This window comes from Truepera sp., from assembly GCA_032027045.1.
Taxonomy (GTDB): Bacteria; Deinococcota; Deinococci; order Deinococcales; family Trueperaceae; genus JAAYYF01.
The window spans coordinates 1,661,242-1,678,991 of the sequence record JAVSMU010000001.1; the positions used below are offsets into that span (position 1 = coordinate 1,661,242).

Annotated in this window: 15 protein-coding genes; 10 read left to right on the top strand and 5 right to left on the bottom strand. The window is 71.2% G+C overall.

The annotated features are described in order from the left end of the window. Positions 1–13 precede the first annotated feature (13 nt). Entirely contained in the window at positions 14–1,177 is a 1,164-nt protein-coding gene (locus tag ROY82_07685) for a glycosyltransferase (GenBank protein MDT3682340.1), read from the top strand. Then, entirely contained in the window at positions 1,174–2,979 is a 1,806-nt protein-coding gene (locus ROY82_07690) for an FAD-dependent oxidoreductase (GenBank protein ID MDT3682341.1), read from the top strand. Before ROY82_07685 ends, ROY82_07690 begins: the two co-directional genes overlap by 4 nt. Before the next feature lie 19 nt (positions 2,980–2,998). Here ROY82_07690 and ROY82_07695 read toward each other — a convergent pair whose 3' ends face one another. The 3 genes from ROY82_07695 to ROY82_07705 form a co-directional block, all read right to left on the bottom strand. Continuing rightward, positions 2,999–5,812 (bottom strand): cation-transporting P-type ATPase, encoded by a 2,814-nt coding sequence (locus ROY82_07695; GenBank protein ID MDT3682342.1) that lies wholly within the window; start codon positions 5,810–5,812, stop codon positions 2,999–3,001. A 63-nt stretch (positions 5,813–5,875) separates the two neighbouring features. Next, positions 5,876–7,087: a DUF815 domain-containing protein gene (locus tag ROY82_07700; GenBank protein ID MDT3682343.1), complete on the bottom strand. Its 1,212-nt coding sequence runs from the start codon at positions 7,085–7,087 to the stop codon at positions 5,876–5,878. After that, complete coding sequence (locus ROY82_07705) at positions 7,084–7,977, bottom strand: patatin-like phospholipase family protein (GenBank protein MDT3682344.1); 894 nt, start codon at positions 7,975–7,977, stop codon at positions 7,084–7,086. The genes ROY82_07700 and ROY82_07705 overlap by 4 nt, the downstream gene beginning before the upstream one ends. A gap of 76 nt (positions 7,978–8,053) precedes the next feature. Between ROY82_07705 and dnaX the strand changes: the two genes are divergently transcribed. The 8 genes from dnaX to ROY82_07745 all read left to right on the top strand — a co-directional run bounded on the left by dnaX (position 8,054) and on the right by ROY82_07745 (position 15,985). After that, positions 8,054–9,532, top strand: coding sequence for a DNA polymerase III subunit gamma/tau (gene dnaX / locus ROY82_07710; protein MDT3682345.1), 1,479 nt, complete (start codon positions 8,054–8,056; stop codon positions 9,530–9,532). 416 nt (positions 9,533–9,948) lie between these two features. Further along, the gene (locus ROY82_07715; GenBank protein MDT3682346.1) at positions 9,949–10,215 is read left to right on the top strand and encodes a hypothetical protein; all 267 of its coding nucleotides are present in this window, start codon (positions 9,949–9,951) and stop codon (positions 10,213–10,215) included. Positions 10,216–10,271: 56 nt separating this feature from the next. After that, positions 10,272–10,592: a YbaB/EbfC family nucleoid-associated protein gene (locus ROY82_07720; GenBank protein MDT3682347.1), complete on the top strand. Its 321-nt coding sequence runs from the start codon at positions 10,272–10,274 to the stop codon at positions 10,590–10,592. Between the two features lie 31 nt (positions 10,593–10,623). Further along, complete coding sequence (gene recR / locus ROY82_07725) at positions 10,624–11,226, top strand: recombination mediator RecR (protein ID MDT3682348.1); 603 nt, start codon at positions 10,624–10,626, stop codon at positions 11,224–11,226. Positions 11,227–11,329: 103 nt separating this feature from the next. After that, positions 11,330–14,296, top strand: a complete 2,967-nt coding sequence (gene topA / locus ROY82_07730) for a type I DNA topoisomerase (protein MDT3682349.1) — start codon at positions 11,330–11,332, stop codon at positions 14,294–14,296. 2 nt (positions 14,297–14,298) lie between these two features. Further along, complete coding sequence (locus ROY82_07735; GenBank protein ID MDT3682350.1) at positions 14,299–14,595, top strand: cupin domain-containing protein; 297 nt, start codon at positions 14,299–14,301, stop codon at positions 14,593–14,595. Positions 14,596–14,604: 9 nt separating this feature from the next. Further along, positions 14,605–15,339: a DNA repair protein RecO gene (recO, locus tag ROY82_07740; protein MDT3682351.1), complete on the top strand. Its 735-nt coding sequence runs from the start codon at positions 14,605–14,607 to the stop codon at positions 15,337–15,339. Then, entirely contained in the window at positions 15,332–15,985 is a 654-nt protein-coding gene (locus tag ROY82_07745; protein MDT3682352.1) for a glycerol-3-phosphate acyltransferase, read from the top strand. The genes recO and ROY82_07745 overlap by 8 nt, the downstream gene beginning before the upstream one ends. On the opposite strand, the gene ROY82_07750 is transcribed toward ROY82_07745, so the two are convergent. Together ROY82_07750 and ROY82_07755 are read right to left on the bottom strand one after the other, a co-directional pair. Beyond that, on the bottom strand, positions 15,945–17,246 hold the full coding sequence (locus ROY82_07750) for a folylpolyglutamate synthase/dihydrofolate synthase family protein (protein ID MDT3682353.1): 1,302 nt from the start codon (positions 17,244–17,246) through the stop codon (positions 15,945–15,947). The two genes, ROY82_07745 and ROY82_07750, sit on opposite strands and share 41 nt — an antisense overlap. Then, positions 17,233–17,736, bottom strand: coding sequence for an HDIG domain-containing protein (locus ROY82_07755; protein MDT3682354.1), 504 nt, complete (start codon positions 17,734–17,736; stop codon positions 17,233–17,235). Before ROY82_07755 ends, ROY82_07750 begins: the two co-directional genes overlap by 14 nt. Between the last annotated feature and the right edge of the window lie 14 nt (positions 17,737–17,750).

Below are 17,750 nucleotides of genomic sequence, written 5' to 3' on the forward strand. Positions count from 1 at the left end.
CTATGCTCCGGCGGTGACCGATCAGGCCCGCGTGCTGCTTCTGTCGGCTTCGATCGGTGGCGGCCACGTCGTCACCGGTCGGGCGTTGGAGGCCGCGTTCCTGGCTCAGGGCGCCACCGCCGCGCACGTCGACCTGCTGGAGCACACGGCGGTTCCTTTCAGACGCCTGTACCGCCAGGCGTACTTCGACCTGGTGCGGACCATGCCCGACTTGGTGGAATGGGTGGGGCGCCGCTTCGACCGCAGGCCCAGCGAGTACAAGACCGTACAGGAGCGCTTGCGCGCGCGCGTCACTCGCACGCTCTCCTACGAGGTGCCGCGCATCATCGAGCGCTACCGCCCGGACGTCGTGGTTCACACGCACTTCCTTGGTGCCGAGATCATGTCTGGGCGCATGCGGCGCCACCGTCCGCTGCCCCAGGCCGTGGTCATCACGGACTTCTTCTCCCACGCGTTCTGGCTGCAACCGGGGGTCGCTCGCTACTTCGTGGCCAGCGACGACGTGAGGGCGCAGTTGCTGGCCGCCGGCGTCGACGAGCACCGCGTCCGGGTCACGGGCATCCCGATCGACGCGGGCTTCTCGCAGTTGCCGTCTCGCGAGGCGGCGCGCAGCTCCCTTGGCACACACCCCGACAGGGACGTGCTCCTGTTACTCGCGAGCGGCCTCGGCGCGGCGACTCTCAAGCGGATCCTCGAGCAACTGACGAGCTTCCGCTGGCCCCTTCACGTCATGGTCGTCTGCGGGCGCAGCCAACAACTGGGGGCCGTGGCGCAGTCGTTCGTGGAGCGCGTGGAGGCGCCCGTGACACTCTCGGTCAGCGGGTTCGTGAGCGACATGCCCTTGCGGATGGCCGCCGCCACCTTACTGGTGAGCAAGCCCGGCGGGTTGACGAGCAGCGAGGCGCTCGCCGCCGGCCTGCCCCTGATGCTGGTGAGCCCCTATCCCCTACAGGAAGAGGCCAACGCGAACGTGCTCCTCGAACACGGCACGGCCGTGCGTGTGGAGCCCATCTCCACCTTCAGCCACAAGCTGCGGAAGCTGCTGGAGTCGCCGGAACGCCTGCTGCAGATGCGGGCCAACTGCGCCGAGCTCGCTAGGCCGGACGCCGCCTCGAACGTGGCCGCAACCGTCCTCGACGAACTGGTGCCGCGCGGCCGTACCGGGCGCCCACGGTGAGCAGACCGCTCGCACTATTGGCCGCCTGCGTGCTTGCGTGGGGCGCCGTCGCCTGCGCCCAAAGGCCGCTGGGTCCAAGCGATCCTGGTGCCGGCGGCACCGCCTACTTCGACGTCGTGGTGTATGGCAGCGAGCCGGAGGGCGTGGCGGCCGCCGTTGCCGCGGCGGAGGAGGGCGCAAGGACGCTCCTCGTGTCGGGCGACGCGCGCGTTGGCGGCTTGTTCGTGCTGGGCGAGCTGAACATGCTCGATATGCGCACTCAGCCGTTCAACTACCAGCGCGGGTTCTTCGAGCGCTGGTGGCGCCAGGTGGGGTCGAAATCGGCGTTCGACGTGCTGCAGGCCGAGGATGCGTTCGGCCGGTTGCTGGCGGATGCGGGGGTGGAGGTCTGGCTGGGCGCAGGCCCGGTCGAGCCCCGCGTCGTGGCCGAAGGTTTGCGCGGGGTCCTCCTCCCCGAACGCAACGTCGCGGTCAACGCCCTGCAAGTGATAGACGCCAGCGCCAACGCCGACCTTGCTGCCAAGGCGGGCGCTCCATTCGACTTCGGCTGGGAGCGGTTCGGCGTGGCCCAGCGCCAGGCCGACACCCTGGTGCTCAACGTGGCCGGCGTCGACTGGGAGGCGCTCAGGCGTGAGATCAGCGCGCGTGGCCGGGCGTACGCGAGCATCAGCAGCACGGTCGCGTGGGGCCATTTCGGCGGCATGCCGGCGGCTTACGTCCCCACCCAGGAGGGCACCCGCCTACGGGGACTCAACCTCGGCCTGCAACGAGACGGCAGCGTGCTGGTGAACGCCCTACTGCTCTACGGCCTCGACCCGCTGGACCCCGTCAGCCTGGCCGCCGGCCGCGCCAAGGGCCTCGCGGAGGGCGAGGCGATCGTCGCCTACCTGAAGAAGAACCTCGCGGGGTTCGCCAACGCGCGACTGGCGGGCGCCGCCACGGAACTCTACGTGCGCGAGTCGCGCCACCTGCTCGCCGACTGCGTGCTCAGCGCCGACGACACGCTCTCCAACGTCGTGACCGCCCAGGACGTGGCGGCGGGAGGCTATCCACTGGATGCACAGAGCTTCACCCCTCACGACGCGGGCTTCGTCTGGGGTGCGCCCGACATCTACGGTGGGCGACTCTGCATGCTGACGACCTCACACGTCGAGGACCTGTGGGTGGTGGGGCGCAGCGCCGGCTACGATCCGGTGGCGTTCGCGTCGGCGCGCGTCGTTCCGTTCGGCATGGCCATGGCCGAGGCCGCGGGGGTGGCAGCGGCCACCGCCGTGCGCCAGGGGGTGCCGGCGAGCCAGGTGGCGCAAGGCGAGGCGTTGATAGGGGTGGTTCGCGCCCACCTCCTGCGGCGCGGGGCGCTCTTGCCCGAGGTGCGCCAGCGCATGGCGGTGGGCCCGGTTGCCGACCCGGCCTACCCCGCTTTCAGGGTGCTGCTCGCACGCGGCCTGGCCGTTGGTGGCTACGACAACGACCCCGAACTCGATGGTCGGGTGAGCGCACTGTCCTTCGCCTACCTCCTCAGCCACGTCGCGACGCGCTTCTACTACCGGCCCGGCCTGGGCGCCGCCCTGGTGGGCCTCGCCGAGGAGCTCACCGCCGGCGACGGGACCGCACCACTTAGCGCCGACGTAGCCGGTCCCCTGCTGGCGTTGGCGGCCTGCCTGCTCGACCACTGCCCCCCCAGCGCCTCCTGGCAGGACCTGCGCGCCGCCGGCCTGGCCGACTTCGCGGAGCCCATGGGACCACTTACTCGCGGCGACTCTTACCGGCTGGCGGCGGCCCTGGCGGCAAGCGCGCCCTAGGCCGGGCCGGCCGGCCGGCTCAGGAGACCTTGCCCAGGCCGAGCGCCTTGCCGACCTGGCCGACGATCATGGGCGTGAGGCCGGCGCCGATCACCAGCCACCACCCCCGAGAGTCCAACAGTTCGATGCTCAGCAGTTGCCGCAGCGGCGGGAACGCCACCGTGACCGCGATCAGGAGCGTGCACAGGAGCGTGGCGGCCCACACCCAACGGTTGCGCGTCACCTGGTTGTTGAGCAACGAGCTGCCCGGGTCGCGCATGTTGAACACGTGCCAGAGCTGGCCCAGGGCGAGCGTGAGGAACGCCACCGTCACCGCCTCGCCCTCGCTGGCGCCAAGGAGCTCGAGCGCCACCAGGAACGCGCCAAGCGTCGACAGCGTCAGCAGGCCGCCGTAGCCGAAGACGGTGCGCCAGTGGCGCCCCGCGATGAGGGGCTCCGCGGCGGGGCGCGGCGGGCGTTCCAGGATGCGCTTGTCGCCGCGGCCCGCGCCTAGGGCCAGTGCCGGGAAGACGTCGGTGATCAGGTTGAGGTAGAGGATCTGCAGTGGCAGCAAGGGCAGCGGCCGGCCTGCCACCCCGGCCAAGCCGATGACGAGTATCTCGCTGAGGTTGCAGGAGAGGAGGAAGACGACGAACGCGCGGATGTTGTCGAAGATCACGCGCCCCTCCTTGACCGCCGCCACTATGGTCCCGAAGGCGTCGTCGAGGAGGACCATGTCGGCGGCCTCGCGCGCCACCTCCGTGCCGTGCAGGCCCATGGCCACCCCGATGTCGGCGCGGCGCAGCGCGGGGGCGTCGTTGACGCCGTCGCCGGTCATGGCGACGACGTTCCCCGCTTGCTGGTGCAGTTCGATGAGCTCGAGCTTCTGTTCGGGCGCCAACCGCGCCAGCACGTTGGTGGCGAGCAGTTCCGTACTGCCCTCTTCGCCCGCGGCGAGGAGTCGGGCGACGTCGTTGCCGTCGAGTACCCCGCCGGCCACGTTCAGGCCCACGCTTTCCGCCACGCTGCGAGCGGTCGTGACCTGGTCACCGGTGGCCATGATCACCCGGATGCCGGCCGAGTGGCAGCCGGCGATGGCCGCTGCGGCGTCTTCGCGCGGCGGGTCGGCGAGGGCCACCAAACCGAGCAGCGAGAGGTCCTCGTACGGGCCGTCGGGCGGCGCGTCCGTCACCCTCTCGGCCAGCGCGAGCACGCGCAGCCCGCGCGCGGCCAGCTCGCGGTTGCGCGCTAGCCAGGTCCTTCGTTCGGCGTCACCGATGGCGTTCCGTGCCCCGTCGGCCGCTCCGGCGCTCACGCTGGTCGACTTCGCGATGACCTCGCCGGGAGCCCCCTTGACCAGCACCCAGGCGCGAGCGTTGCCCTCCGCGTCGTGTCGGCGGTGGGTGGTGGCCATCAAGCGCGTTTCCGAGTCGAAGGCCTCCTGGCGCAACTCCGGGTGACTCGCGAGCAGGTCGGCGCGCTCTATGCCCATGGAGCGAGCGGCACGCAACAACGCGAGTTCGAGCGGGTCTCCTACGCCCTCGCCTTCTACGCCCTCGCCTTCTACGCCCTCCCCGTCTGCGCTCCCGCCTTCTACGCCCTCACCTCCTACGCCGCCGGGCTCCGGAAGCTCCGCGGAGGCGCACAGCGCGGCCGCCGTAAGGGCCCGCCTCAGCTGCTCGGCGAGTTCGGGCGCCTGGCCGGTGCCGCGGAAGGCGGCCGGCGCCGGCTGCCCCACCCCGGGCGGGTCTCCGGCCATGGCGACCTCGCCGCCCGGCAGCCACAGGGCCGCCACCCTCATCCGGTTCTCGGTAAGGGTGCCCGTCTTGTCGGTGATGATGACGCTCGTCGCGCCCAGCGTCTCGACGGCGGAGAGGCGGTTGACGAGCGCGTTCCGTCGCGCCATGCGCCTCACGCCCTGGGCGAGCGTCAGGGTGGCGATGATGGGCAGGCCCTCGGGTACGGCGGCTACCGCCAGCGCGACGGCGGTCTGCAGCAGGACCAACCAGCTCTTGCCGCTGCCCAGCCCGGTCAGGGTTATCAGGGTGGCGACGGCGAGCGTCAACCACACCAGGCGCTGCGCCAGCCCACTCAGGCGCGCCTCCAGCGGCGTGCTCTCGGCCGTGGCGGCCTGGTCGACGAGGTGGCTTATCCGCCCGAGTTCGGTGTCCATCCCCGTCGCGACCACCAGCGCCTCGCCCGCCCCGCGCGTGACGGGTGTGCCCTTGTAGAGCATCGAACGTCGTTCCGGAAGCGGCGCGGCGGCCGGCACGCTCGCCGGCTCCTTGAAGACGGGCACGGACTCGCCGGTCAGGCTGGACTCGTCCGCCTCCAAGCGGCTCGCGCTCAACACGCGCGCGTCGGCGCCCACCAGGTCGCCGCCCTCCACGAGCAGCACGTCGCCCGGCACCAGCTCGTCGGCAGGGACGGTCTCGAGGTGGCCCTCGCGCCTCACCCGGACGTGGGAGACGCCCAGGCGCCTCAGCGCCTCCACCGACCTCACGGCCCTGAGCTCGGTGACGAACCCGATGAGGGCGTTGAGCAGAAGCACCACCATGACGGCGGCCGCCTCGGCCCACTGGCCGAACGCTGCGGAGAGCACGGCCGCGCCCGCCAGCAGGAGCACGAGGACGCCCTTGAACTGGTCGAGGAGGATGCTCGTCCAAGCGCGCTCGGCCCTGAACTCGAGGCTGTTCGGGCCGTAGAGGAGGCGACGCTCCTCTACCTCGGCGCCGCTCAGGCCCCGCGACGGGTCCACTTCGAAGCGTTCGGTCAGCTCGCCGGCGTCGACTGCCCAGGGCCCCGGCGCGTCATCGGTCGAACCCGGAGGCACAGTGGATCTCGCCTTTGCCATACTTTCCCAGGGTAGCCGTGCGCGCCCCGGCGCGAAAGGGTCGCACGCCCTGCTACGGCCGGGTCACTCGGCCTGGTGCGGCTCTCCAATGCTGTCCACGAACTGCCGCGCCGTCCGACCGGAGTAGCCGTTGTTCCACTCGGCGAAGCGCAGCGCTCCCTCGTCGAGCTCGGGCCCGGCGGCCAGGCCTCGGCTGCCCGCCAGCGACTTCACGACCTGGAGGTACCGCCGCTGGTCGGCGCCGGGGAAGGTGATCACGAGTCCGAACCGGTCGGCCAGGGCCAGGCGCTCGTGGTGCGTGTCCCAGGCATGAACGTCGTCGTCGAGTGGGTCCGGGCGGTCGCTGAGACGCTCTTTCACGAGGTGGCGCCTGTTGGAGGTGGCGTACAGGGCGGTGTTGTCGGGCCGGCGCCTGACCCCGCCCTCCAGGAGGCTCTTGAGTGGGCGGTGCCGCGAGTCGTCGCCCTCGAACGTCAGGTCGTCGACGAACAACACGAACTTCAGCGGCTGGGGCCGCAGTTCCTCGAGCAGGTCCGGAAGCTCCTCCAGAGCGTCCAAGGGAACCTCGATGAGGCGCAGACCGCGCGCGGAGTAGCGGCTCACGAGACCGCGAACGGCGGTCGACTTGCCACTGCCCCGGGCGCCGTACAGCAGGCAATCGTTGGTTCTGTTGCCCGCCAGGAGGGCCTCCGTGTTCCTTGCCAGCCGCTCGAGCGGTCCTTCCAGGTCGACGAGCGACTCCCACGACGGCCGGTCAGGGTACCGCACGGGCTCGAGTACCCCCGAGCGCCACGTCAGGACCGGATAGATGGCCGAAGGCCCGTTGCCGACCCGCCGCAAGAGACCGAGGAAGGCCTCCGCAAGCTCGTCGGCTTTGGCGGTGAGCAGGGCGGCGGCCAGCTTGCCGACGATCTCGGCCGCCTCCTCGTCCAGGTTGGGGGCAGCCAGGTCCTCGAGTACTGGAGCCTTCACCCCCGCGGCTGCACCCTGGTTGGGGCGGTGGATGCGCCGCAGCATCTCGCCCAGCCGCCAGAGCTCGGCGCGGAGCAAGAGCCTGAGACCGTCGGGCACGGGGCGCGTAGCGTAATCGCTAAGAACGGAGCGGTGCGCGAGGAGCGTGTGTGCCATCGCCAGCGCCGGATCGGGGTGACCGCTCGCGGCCAGCGCCACCGGCAGGTCGTCGCCCGAGGAACTCGCTTCGCGGCGGGCGACGAACGGCCCCCACCAGGAAGAGGTGACGAGCGCGGGGAACAGCGAACGATCGGGGTTGGTCATCGAGCCAAGGGTACCGCGCCGCGCGGCTTCGGAAAACCGCCTTCGAGCAGGTCGTGGATGGCCCTCTCCCCCGCCTGGATGGCCGCGGGCGACTTATGGAAGTCCCACCACGCGATGTGCGGCTCGACGCGGAGCAGCGTGGCGCCCCGAGGCACGTGCAGATCGCGGCTGTAGGAGGCGAGCGAGATGGCGAGGCCTCGGTAGATCTGGCCGAACGGACCTTGCGGCTTGGCGTGCTTACCCCGGCGCAGGAACTCGCGGCCGAACGCGGTGGCGTTGAAGCGTCTTATCGCCCGCACCACGCTCGAGCGGCGCACGTCGACACCGGCGTGAACGCCCAGCTTCAAGGAGGCCCCGGAGCCCGCGAGAATCGAGAAGGGTACCGGCTCGACGAAGCCGCCGTCGATCAACCAGCGCCCCTGCAAGTGCACCGGCGCGAACAGGCCGGGCAGCGCGCAACTGGCGCGCACGGCGTCGGCTATCGATCCTGAACTCAGTGGCACCAACTCGCCCGTCGCCAGGTCGGTGGTGGCGATGACCAGCGGCACCTCCACGTCCTCGAAGGAGGCGCCCATGAAGTACTTACGGTCCAGCCAGTCGCGCAGCCGGCGCCCGTGGATGAGGGCTCCGCGGTGCAAGCCGAAGTCGATGCCCTGCCGCCACAACTCCGCCATGTCCTGGTCGCGCACTATCCGCTCGAGTTCATAACCGTTCCCGCACACGGCGTAGAGCGCGGCAACGATCGCGCCGAACGAGGTGCCCCCCAGCATCGTCGGGCGCAGGCCGCGGTCGTCGAGGGCCTTCAGGACGCCGACGTGAACCAGGCCGCGGGCGGTGCCGCCGCCAAGCGCCAGGGCGATGTCGTTGGTGGCCGCCCTCGCCTTCTGCATGAGCCGATGTTACAGCCGCGCCCGACGCGGTGCAGGACGGCCCCGAATGGGGGCCGGTGGTAGACTCCTTGCCGAGATGTCGGCTCTATACCAAAGGGCGCGGCCCGTCACCTTCGACGAGGTCGTCGGGCAAGATCACGTCAAGGACGTCCTGACGTCGGCCATCGCACGCTCGCGTGTGGGCCATGCCTACCTCTTCTCCGGACCGCGCGGCGTGGGCAAGACCACCAGCGCCCGGCTCCTGGCCATGGCCGTGAACTGCGAGGCGCCGCTGGAGCAGCGTCCTTGCGGCAAGTGCGAGTCGTGCCGGTTGGTCCAGTCGGGGGCGCATCCCGACGTCATCGAGCTCGATGCCGCCTCGAACAACTCGGTCGAGGACGTGCGCGACTTGCGCGAGCGGGCCATGCTCTCGAGCATGCGTGGGGGCACTCGGGTGTGGATCCTCGACGAGGCTCACATGTTCAGCAAGGCCGCCGCCAACGCCCTCCTCAAGACCCTCGAGGAGCCTCCCCCGGGCCTCATGTTCATCCTCGCGACGACCGAGCCCGAGCGGCTGCCGCCGACGGTCCTGTCGCGCTGCCAGCACTTCCGCTTCAGGCGCCTCACCAACGCCGAGATCGTGGGCAAACTCGCCCGCCTCGCCAACGCCGCCGGCGTAGCGGCGGATACCTCGGCGCTCGACCTCGTGGCGCGCAGCGCCGACGGCGGCATGCGCGACGCCGAGTCGCTCCTGGACAGGCTGCTGGCCAGCGGCGAGGCCATCACGTTGCAGCGGGCCGAGGACGCCCTGGGGCTGCCGCCCCAGGAGCGGCTGCGGTCGATGGCCGAAGGGTTGGCCACGGGCGACCTCGCCCAACTGTTGGAGCAGGCCGGCCTGCTCTACCGCGCGGGCTTCGCCCCGCGGACGCTGGCGGAACAACTCGCCCGGACCCTGCGGGCGGCCCTGCACGCGAGGCTGGCCGGCGAACCTTGGCTGTCCTTGGGCGAGGACGAGCTCTTGAGGCTCCTGCACGCCCTCGACGACGAGCAGGAGCGCTTCGTGCGGCACGACGACCTCTACTCGCTGGAGGTGGCGCTGATCAAGGCGCGCAACGCGCTCTGCGCCAACGTGCCCGCGGCCTTCGTGGCGCAAGCAGCAGACGCGAGTCGAACGACGGCCCCGCCGCCTGAGACGGTCGCCCCGGCACCAGAATCCCCCGGCCCCCATCCCGACGCCGTGGGCGCGGTCGAAGCGCCGCAGGCCGCCACCGCGCCGGCCACCGTGCCGGCCGCCTCTGCCGCCGCGTTCTCGTGGCACGCGGTCAGGAGCCGCGCGGACGTCCGCCTCAAGGCCTTCCTCGCACCCGCTCGCGTGGAGCAAGGCGAGAACACGATCCGGGTCATCTTTCCCGAGGCCAACGAGTTCCACCACAAGCAGCTGCTGCTGCGGCTGGACGAGTTCGCCGCGCTGGTGGCCGAGGTTGCCGGTCCGGGCTTCGAGCTCGTCATCGACGGACCGGGGGGCGTCACCCGGGCGCCCAAGCCGGCCGCCGGTGGTGGTTCAAAAAAAGCCTGACGGGGCGCCCCACCGCCGCCCCGAAGGCAACCCGGGACGAACGCGCTCCTGGCCCACCTGCAGCCGCGGAGACCGCGGCGTCCGCCGAGAGTCCCTCGCAAGCGCCCCCGAACACCAAGCGGCACACGAAGCCACGGCCCGCCGCCGGGCCACCCGCCGCCGGGCCCCCCGCCGCCGGGCCCCCCGCCGCCGAGCCGCCCGCCGCCGAGCCGCCCGCCGCCGAGCCGCCTGCGGCCACGGCGCCGCCACCCACCGAGCTTCCGCCCGCACCCGAGGTCGACGACCTCATCCCGGACGACGTCGAGTCTTCGTTCGGCGGCGCCACAGGCGACCTGTGGGACGAGTCGCAAGCACCGGCCCACACGGCGCCCGCAGCGCATGAGCCACCCGCTGCGGCACGAAAGGCCGCGGAGCCCGTGCCCGCCCCCAAACCGAAGCGACGCGCGCCCGCCAAGCCCTCCCGCTCGGCAGGCGCCTCCCCCGCCGTCGCCTCCGACACGCCCGAGGGCAAGGCTTTCGCGGAGGTCCAGACGCTGTTCCCGGGCCGCGTCCTGGAAGTGGTCGCGCTCAGACCAGGGCGCGGCGAGGAAGCGGCGCCGACCGCCTCGGAGGGAACCGACGACGCCTTCACCGCCGGTTACGATGTTCGAGACGAGCAGGATGGCCCGGGCGACGACGCCTGAGGCGGCCGGCTAAAGGTGGACCGAACCAACCCTCATCGAGGACCGAAGGAGCACAGGTGAACATCCAGAAGCTCATGAAAGAGGCGCAGCGCGCCCAGCAGAAAGTGGCCGAGGCTCAGGAGCGGCTGGCGGGCATGACGGTCGAGGGCTCGGCCGGAGCCGGGCTGGTACGAGCCGAGGCCACAGGCGACGGCACGGTCACCAAGGTGCGGATAGACCCGAAGGTCGTCGACGCGGATGACGTCGAGATGCTCGAGGATCTCGTCACGGCGGCCGTGAACGAAGCGCAGCGCAAGGCGAAGGAACTGCAAGAGCGGGAGATGGGTGCGGCCATGGGCGGGATGGGCGGCCTGGGCGGCCTCGGAGGCATGCTCTGATCAGGCTTCACCCGGTTGAGGAGAGCGCGGCTTGAGCGTCCGCTTCCCCTCCGCGCTCCTTACCCTCATCCGCGAGCTGGGACGCCTGCCCGGCATCGGCCCGAAGAGCGCCCAGAGGCTGGCCTTCTACCTCTTCAACCGACCGGAGGAAGAGGTCAGGGCGCTGGCCGAGGCCCTCGTCGACGCCAAGACCGGGCTCGAGCCCTGCCCGAACTGTTTCAACGTCATGAGCGCGGGTTCGCCCTGCTGCGCGGTCTGCTCCGACACGCGCCGCGACCGCGGGCTGTTGTGCGTCGTCGAACAGCCGGCAGACCTCCTCGCCATCGAGCGCTCGGGCGAGTACGCCGGCCTCTATCACGTCCTCCAGGGCGCCCTCAGCCCCATGAACGGGGTCGGGCCCGACCAGCTCACGATCTCCGCGCTCGAGCGGCGGTTGGAGGGCGTCGGCGAGGTGGTGCTGGCCACGTCGACGACGGTGGAGGGCGAGGCCACCGCCCATTACCTCGCCCGCCTGCTGGCCCCGGCGGGCGTGCGCGTCAGCCGTATCGCGTACGGTCTGCCCGTCGGCGGCGACCTCGAGTACGCCGACGAGGTCACTCTCGGTCGGGCCATCAGCAACCGACGTCCCGTCTGACCGCCCCCTCCTCCCCCTCCTCCTTGACGCCGCGAAGGGCGTGCGTATAATGTCCGCGCTTCGAGAGGGATAAGGGGTACGCAATTTGTCGTCATCACCCGCAATGAAGCGCCTCGTCATCGTCGAGTCGCCAACCAAGGCACGCACCATCAAACGTTTCCTGCCGCCCGACTACCAAGTCGAGGCGAGCATGGGGCACGTTCGCGACCTGCCGTCCAACGCGGCCGAGATCCCCGACAAGTACAAGGGCAACGAGTGGGCGCGGCTAGGTGTCAACGTCGACGCGGATTTCGAGCCCATATATGTCGTCTCACCCAAGAAGCGGGCGGTCGTCAAGAACCTCCAGGCGGCGCTCGAGGACGCCGGAGAGGTCTATATCGCGACTGACGAGGACCGCGAAGGCGAGTCCATCGGCTGGCACCTGATCGAGTTGCTCAAACCGCACGTGCCCGTGAAGCGCATGGTGTTCCACGAGATCACGGAACAGGCCATACTGGACGCGCTGGACAACACCCGCGAGATCGACTCCAACCTGGTCGACGCCCAGGAGACGAGGCGCGTCCTCGACCGCCTGGTGGGTTACGCCATCAGTCCACTGCTGTGGCGCAAGATCGCTCCCAAGCTCAGCGCCGGCCGGGTGCAGAGCGTGGCGGTGCGCCTGCTGGTCATGCGCGAGCGCGAGCGCATGCGCTTCGTGCCTGCCAGCTACTGGGACCTGGCGGCAAAGCTCGCCAAGGGCGCCACGACCTTCGAGGCTACCCTCACGCACTCAGGCGGTGTGCGCGTCGCAGGCGGCCGCGACTACGACGCCGAAACGGGGCGGCTCAAGGCAGGGCTGAGCCGGGGCGTCGACGTTCTCGAGCTCTCCCAGGAGCGCGCCGAGGCGTTGGCGGCACGAGCGCCCAAGGCGACATGGTCGGTGGCCGACCTCGAGGAGCGCGAGCAGACGCGCAGCCCCGCCGCGCCCTTCACCACCTCGACCCTGCAGCAGGAGGCGGGCCGCAAGCTCGGCCTGGCCGCCCGCGACACCATGCGCGTGGCCCAAAGCCTGTACGAGAACGGCTACATAACCTACATGCGCACCGACTCCATCAACCTTTCCAGCGAGGCCCTCGCCGCCACCCGCGAGGCCATCGCCCGCCGCTACGGCGACGACTTCCTGAGCCCGAAGGAGCGCAAGCACAAGGGGGCCCCGAAGGGCGCGCAGGAGGCCCACGAGGCCATCCGCCCGGCCGGCACCGAGATGAAGACGGCCGCGGAGCACGGCCTCAAGGGCCTGGAGGCCGCCGTCTACGACCTGGTCTGGAAGCGCACCGTGGCGTCGCAGATGGCGGACGCACGCATCAAGTTCGTGACGGCGCGGATCTCGGCGCTGCTCCAGGGCGAGCCGGAGCTGACCTTCAGGGCCAGCGGCCGCAGCGTCCTCTTCGCCGGCTTCTTCCGCGCGTACGTGGAGGGAAGCGACGACCCGGAGGCCGCCCTCGACGACCGTGACCAGCCCCTGCCGCTGCTCGCCAAGGGCGACGGCCTGGCCTGCGACGCCGTGAGCGCCGAGGGCCACGAGACCAAGCCGCCCGCGCGCTACACCGAGGCGTCACTCGTCAAGCTCCTCGAGGCCGAGGGGATCGGGCGGCCGAGCACCTACGCGAGCATCATCGAGACCATCCAGGCACGGGGCTACGCCCGCAAACAGGGCCAGCAGCTCGTCCCGACGTTCACGGCCTTCGCCACCAACAACCTGCTCGAGAAGCAGTTCCGCCGCCTCGTCGACACGGAGTTCACGGCGCAGATGGAGAAGGTGCTCGACGACATCGCTGCGGGGGAGCGCACCTCGGCGAACTACCTCCGCGATTTCTACCTGGGCGATCACGGCATCGCGCGCCTCGTCGACGAGGCCCTCGAAGAGATCGACGCCCGGCAGATCTCCACCATCCACAACGAGGCATGGTCGCCTTACGTGGTGCGCGTGGGACGCTACGGACCGTACGTCGAGGGGCCGCTCGACGGTGAGACCAAGACGACCTCGCTGCCCAAGGACGTGTCTCCCGGCGACCTGACCAAGGAAGCGCTCGTCGCCTACCTCACCGAGGGGAACATGGGTGACGTCGAGGTGGCCACCGAACCGACGATGGGCATGCCCATCAACCTGAAGCGCGGTCCCTTCGGACCGTACTTGCAGCTCGGCGACACCGGCAAGGGCGGCGAGAAACCCAAGCGCGTCTCGTTGCCGCCGGGCGTGGAGCCTCACGACGTGAACGAGGAGCTCGCGCTCAAGCTGATCGAGCTCCCCAAGCGGCTGGGGGAGTTCCCCGGCGACGACAAGGGCGTGGAGGTCGGCATCGGCCGCTACGGGCCGTACGTCAAGCATGGGAGCGTCTTCGCCTCGATACCCAAGGGCGAGTTCTTGTTGGACGTCACCCTGGAGCGCGCCCTGGAGCTGCTCGCGCAGAAGAAGCGTCGCGGCAACGCGCCCGTCAAGGAGCTGGGAGACGATCCCACCTCGGGCGACCCCATCGAGCTGTACGAGGGTCGGTTCGGGCCGTATGTGAAGCGCGGCAAGGTGAACGCCTCGTTGCCGCGCGACGTGGCCATCGACGACATCTCGCTGGAGCGCGCCGCCGAGTTGCTGGACGCTCGCGAAGCCACCCTCGGCGCGAGCGGCGGTAGTGGCCGTGCTGGAGGGCGCGGCAAGGCGAAGCAGGCGTCCGCCGCCAAGAAGGCGCCCGCCAAGGGGGCCAAGGGTGCCAAGGCTAAAGCGCCGAAGGGCAAGGCGCAGAAAGGCAAGGCACAGAAGGGCAAGACACGCGGTGCCGATCCCGGCAAGTCCTCGGCCGCGAAGAGGCCGAAGGCGACGCCCGAGCAACTGGCGGCCCACCTGGGCGAACTCGACGCCGGCGACGCCGCCGTCGTCCGGCTCACCCTGGGCGTAGACGCCCCGGCGGCAAGCGTGGCGGAGGCCGCTAAGAAGCTGGGCCTCAGCGAGGACGAGGCGGCGGCGCGCAACAAGCGCGGGCTGTTCAAGTTGCGCATGAGCTACGGACGCGCTCGGAAGCGCGAGGCCGGCGGCTGAGGGTGACGACTCCCGGCCGGGCCCTGAACCTCCCGGCCCTGGCGCGCTCCGCCGCGGGGGAACCGATCGACGTTCCGGGCAGCCCGTTCAGGGTCCAGCAGTTGCTGGTGCCCTGCGACTCGTCGGGCAACGCGGCGCGCTGGGTCATGGTCATGAGCGGCGAGGTGATCGTCGATCTCGAAGCGGGCGAGTTCCGGGTGCTGCGCCCGGGTGACGCCCTGGACTTGCCCGCGGGCACGACCGCCACGCTGCGCAGCGTGGCAACCCCGGCGATGTTGCTCTGGCACCAAGCGCGCTAGACTTCCTCGATGAAGCGCTACACGGTCAGTGACGGCCTGGTCATCAAACGGCGCGCGCTGCCGTCTGGCGACGTGGTGGTCACGCTCCTGGGGCGCCAGGGCAAGTGGCGGGCAGTGGCCCGCAAGGGAACGCTGCCGGGCGGCAACCTCGGCCGACTGTCGCTCTTCCACGACGTTACCGTGCAGTTCTACCGGCGCCAGGAGGACGACCTGGCCCTGCTAACGCAAGTGCAGCTCAACGGCGCCCTGGCGGGCCTGAGCGGCACGGCGACCTACCCCCTCGCACACCTCCTCTGCGAGTTGGCCGACGCCCTCACCGTCGACCTCCACCTGGAAGCGCGCGTGTACGACTACCTGACCTCTGCCCTGAGGGGGTTGAACGAGCACCACGACCCCGAGCTGGTGGCGCTCCTCTACGCCTGGCGCCTGCTGGGGGTCACCGGCCTGGCGCCTAGCGTCAAGGCGTGCTTGGTCTGCGGCGCGGCCGGGCCGTTGGTGGCCCTGAACGTGGCGGACGGCGGCCTCACCTGTGCGACGCACCGCAGCGGCCTGGCGCTGCTGGGGGCCAAGGCGGAGGAGCTCCGGCTCCTGGTCGAGGGGCCCATGGCAGCGGCTCTCGCGGCCGAGTACGTGGACCGCGGCCAGCACTGGAAGCTGCTCGAGGCCTACGTGACCTACCACGTGCGTGAACTCCGCAGCTTCGCCGCGGCGCGCGACAGCGCCCTGGTGCGCCCCGGTGTTTGAGGGGCTCGCGGCTCTGGCTGTCGGCTACCTGGTGGGTTCGGTGCCCACGGCCGCTTGGATCGCCAGGGCCAAGGGGAAGGACGTGTTCGGGCTGGGGTCGGGGAACATGGGCGCCATGAACACGGCCCGCAACCTAGGCTTCGGCCTCGGCGCCGCCGTGCTAGTGGTCGACGTGGCCAAGGGCGCCCTCGCCACCTTCTTGGGCATGCTGATAGCGGGCGCCTCGAGCGCCGCCGGTGGCACCGATCCGAGCCTCCTGGCCCCGCTGGCCGCCGGCTTCGGCGCCGTGCTCGGCCACGCTTTCTCCATGTTCGTGGGCTTCAGCGGGGGCAAGGGGCTCGCCACCACGTTCGGCGTCTCGCTGCCGCTATACCCGCAGGTGGGTCTGGCGGCGCTCGTGCTCATAGTGGCGCTGATCCTCATCACACGTAGTGCCGGCGTGGCGGCCGTCATCACCGTCCTCACGTACCCCTTCCTCGCGCTACTCACCCTGAACCGGTTCGGTTGGGAACAGGAACGAGCCTTCGAGGTCGTGACCGGCGTGCTTCCCATCGTCTTGGTCGTGTTGCTCAAGCACGCGCTGCAGTGGCGCGGCGGCGGCAAGGTCACTGCCAGCGAGGGCGATCCTCGCCGGCGTCCCCGGTAAGCCGGTCACGCGCCTCCCCGACCAGGAAGAGGCTGCCCGCGACAACTACGGTCTCTCCCGGTCGCGAGAGGCCGAGCGCCGCCTCGAGCGCCGCCCCCGGGTCGTCGGCGACCGTGGCGCCCGGGAGCAGCGCCGCCAGGTCCAGGGGCGCCATCGCCCTGGGGCTGTGCACGGCGTGGGTCACGACGGTCCGGCGCGCCACCGGCGCCAGGGCCGCCACCACGCCCGCGACGTCCTTGTCTGCCGACGCGCCGAACACGAGCACCGCGGCCTCACCCGTCAGCTCGGTGATCGCCGCCGCCAGGGCGCGGGCCGCGGCGGGGTTGTGGGCCCCATCCAGGACCACGCGGCGTCCCTGCAACCAGAAGCTCTCGAGGCGCCCGGGCCACCGCGCATGGCGCACGGCGTCGAGCGCCTCCTCGAGGCCGACGCCTAGACGGCAGCCGGCCTCGAGTGCAAGCGTGAGGTTGGCGACCTGGTGCCTACCCACCAGGCCGGAGGCCACCCGCACGCCGTCGCTCGCGGCGCCCGGATGCCGCCAAGTGAAGCTCGTGCCCTCCCAGGCCAGCCGCGCGTCCTCGCCCCAGAAGTCCTTGCCGTACACGGTCAGGCCGGCGCCAACTTCGGCGGCCCGGCGGGCGATGACGCCCGCGGGTCGCGGCTCGGTGACTCCGGAGATCAGCGGCACGCCTGGCCGCATGACGCCCGCCTTCTCGAAGGCGATCTCCTCGAGGGTGGCGCCCAGGACCGCCGTGTGATCGAGGGCCACCGAGGTGATGACGCTCAGCTCGGGCCTGACGGCGTTGGTGGCGTCGAGGCGGCCGCCCAGGCCGACCTCGAGGACGGCCCAGGCCACCCCCGCCTCCGCGAAGCGCAGCAGGGCCGCCGCGGTCACCACCTCGAAGAACGTGTTGCCATGCCGCTCGGCGGCGGGCCTGACCCGCCCGATCAGCTCCTCGATCCGCTCGTGCGGCTCGGGGGCCAGGTCCACTTGCACCCGCTCGCCGAGCCGCTGGAGGTGGGGGCTCGTGTAGAGCCCGACGCGCTCGCCGGCCTTCATCAGGCTCGCCGCGAGCACGCGCGCCACGCTGCCCTTGCCGTTGGTGCCCGCGACCAGCACGCAGCGCAGCCGCTCGTCGGGCGAGCCCAGCTCCGTGAGGAGGGCCCTTATCGGCCCGAGGCCGGGCTTCACGCCGAAGCGCTGCAAGGAGAAGAGCCAGTCCAGGTTGGAGGCGGCCCCCAGCGCGTCACGTGCGCTCATCGCACTCCAACAGGAGCTTCGCGTCGGGGTCGGCGCCATCCGAATGGTGACGCTGCACGAGTTCGACGACGCGGGGGGCGGCACCGGCGCCGCGCAGGAGGTCCGCGCCGTAGCGGGCGTGATGCGCGCGCGCCTGCCGCGCTCCGGCCAGGCCGCGCAACCTGGGCTCGGGCGGCACGTTCGCCCATGGCAGGAGGTGCGCCAGGATCCGCCAGCCGGTCGCTTGTGGCGTTCCGAGCTTGCCCACGTCGTGGAGCAGCGCGGCGGCCACCACCTCCCTCGGGGCGTCCGGCCTGAGGCGCCTTAGTCGGCGCGCCACGTCCACCCCGTGCGCCCGCTCCTGGGGCGAGAGCCGGGCGAAGAGCGCGTACTCGTTCGGCGTCAGGTGCTGCTCGGCCCACGGGTCGTCCGGCCTGGCCAGCGCGGGCACCAGCGACAGCAACGTTCGCCGCAGGGCGTTCGCGTACCAGACGGGGGGCTTCAAGCGCATGCAAGGGCAAGTCT

Bases quoted from the DNA above. Each gene is read 5' to 3' on its own strand.
- ROY82_07700 (MDT3682343.1), bottom strand. From the start codon at position 7,087: ATGACCAACCCCGATCGTTCGCTGTTCCCCGCGCTCGTCACCTCTTCC.
- topA (MDT3682349.1), top strand. From the start codon at position 11,330: ATGAAGCGCCTCGTCATCGTCGAGTCGCCAACCAAGGCACGCACCATC.
- ROY82_07750 (MDT3682353.1), bottom strand. From the start codon at position 17,246: ATGAGCGCACGTGACGCGCTGGGGGCCGCCTCCAACCTGGACTGGCTC.
- dnaX (MDT3682345.1), top strand. From the start codon at position 8,054: ATGTCGGCTCTATACCAAAGGGCGCGGCCCGTCACCTTCGACGAGGTC.
- ROY82_07705 (MDT3682344.1), bottom strand. From the start codon at position 7,977: ATGCAGAAGGCGAGGGCGGCCACCAACGACATCGCCCTGGCGCTTGGC.
- recO (MDT3682351.1), top strand. From the start codon at position 14,605: ATGAAGCGCTACACGGTCAGTGACGGCCTGGTCATCAAACGGCGCGCG.
- ROY82_07755 (MDT3682354.1), bottom strand. From the start codon at position 17,736: ATGCGCTTGAAGCCCCCCGTCTGGTACGCGAACGCCCTGCGGCGAACG.
- ROY82_07695 (MDT3682342.1), bottom strand. From the start codon at position 5,812: ATGGCAAAGGCGAGATCCACTGTGCCTCCGGGTTCGACCGATGACGCG.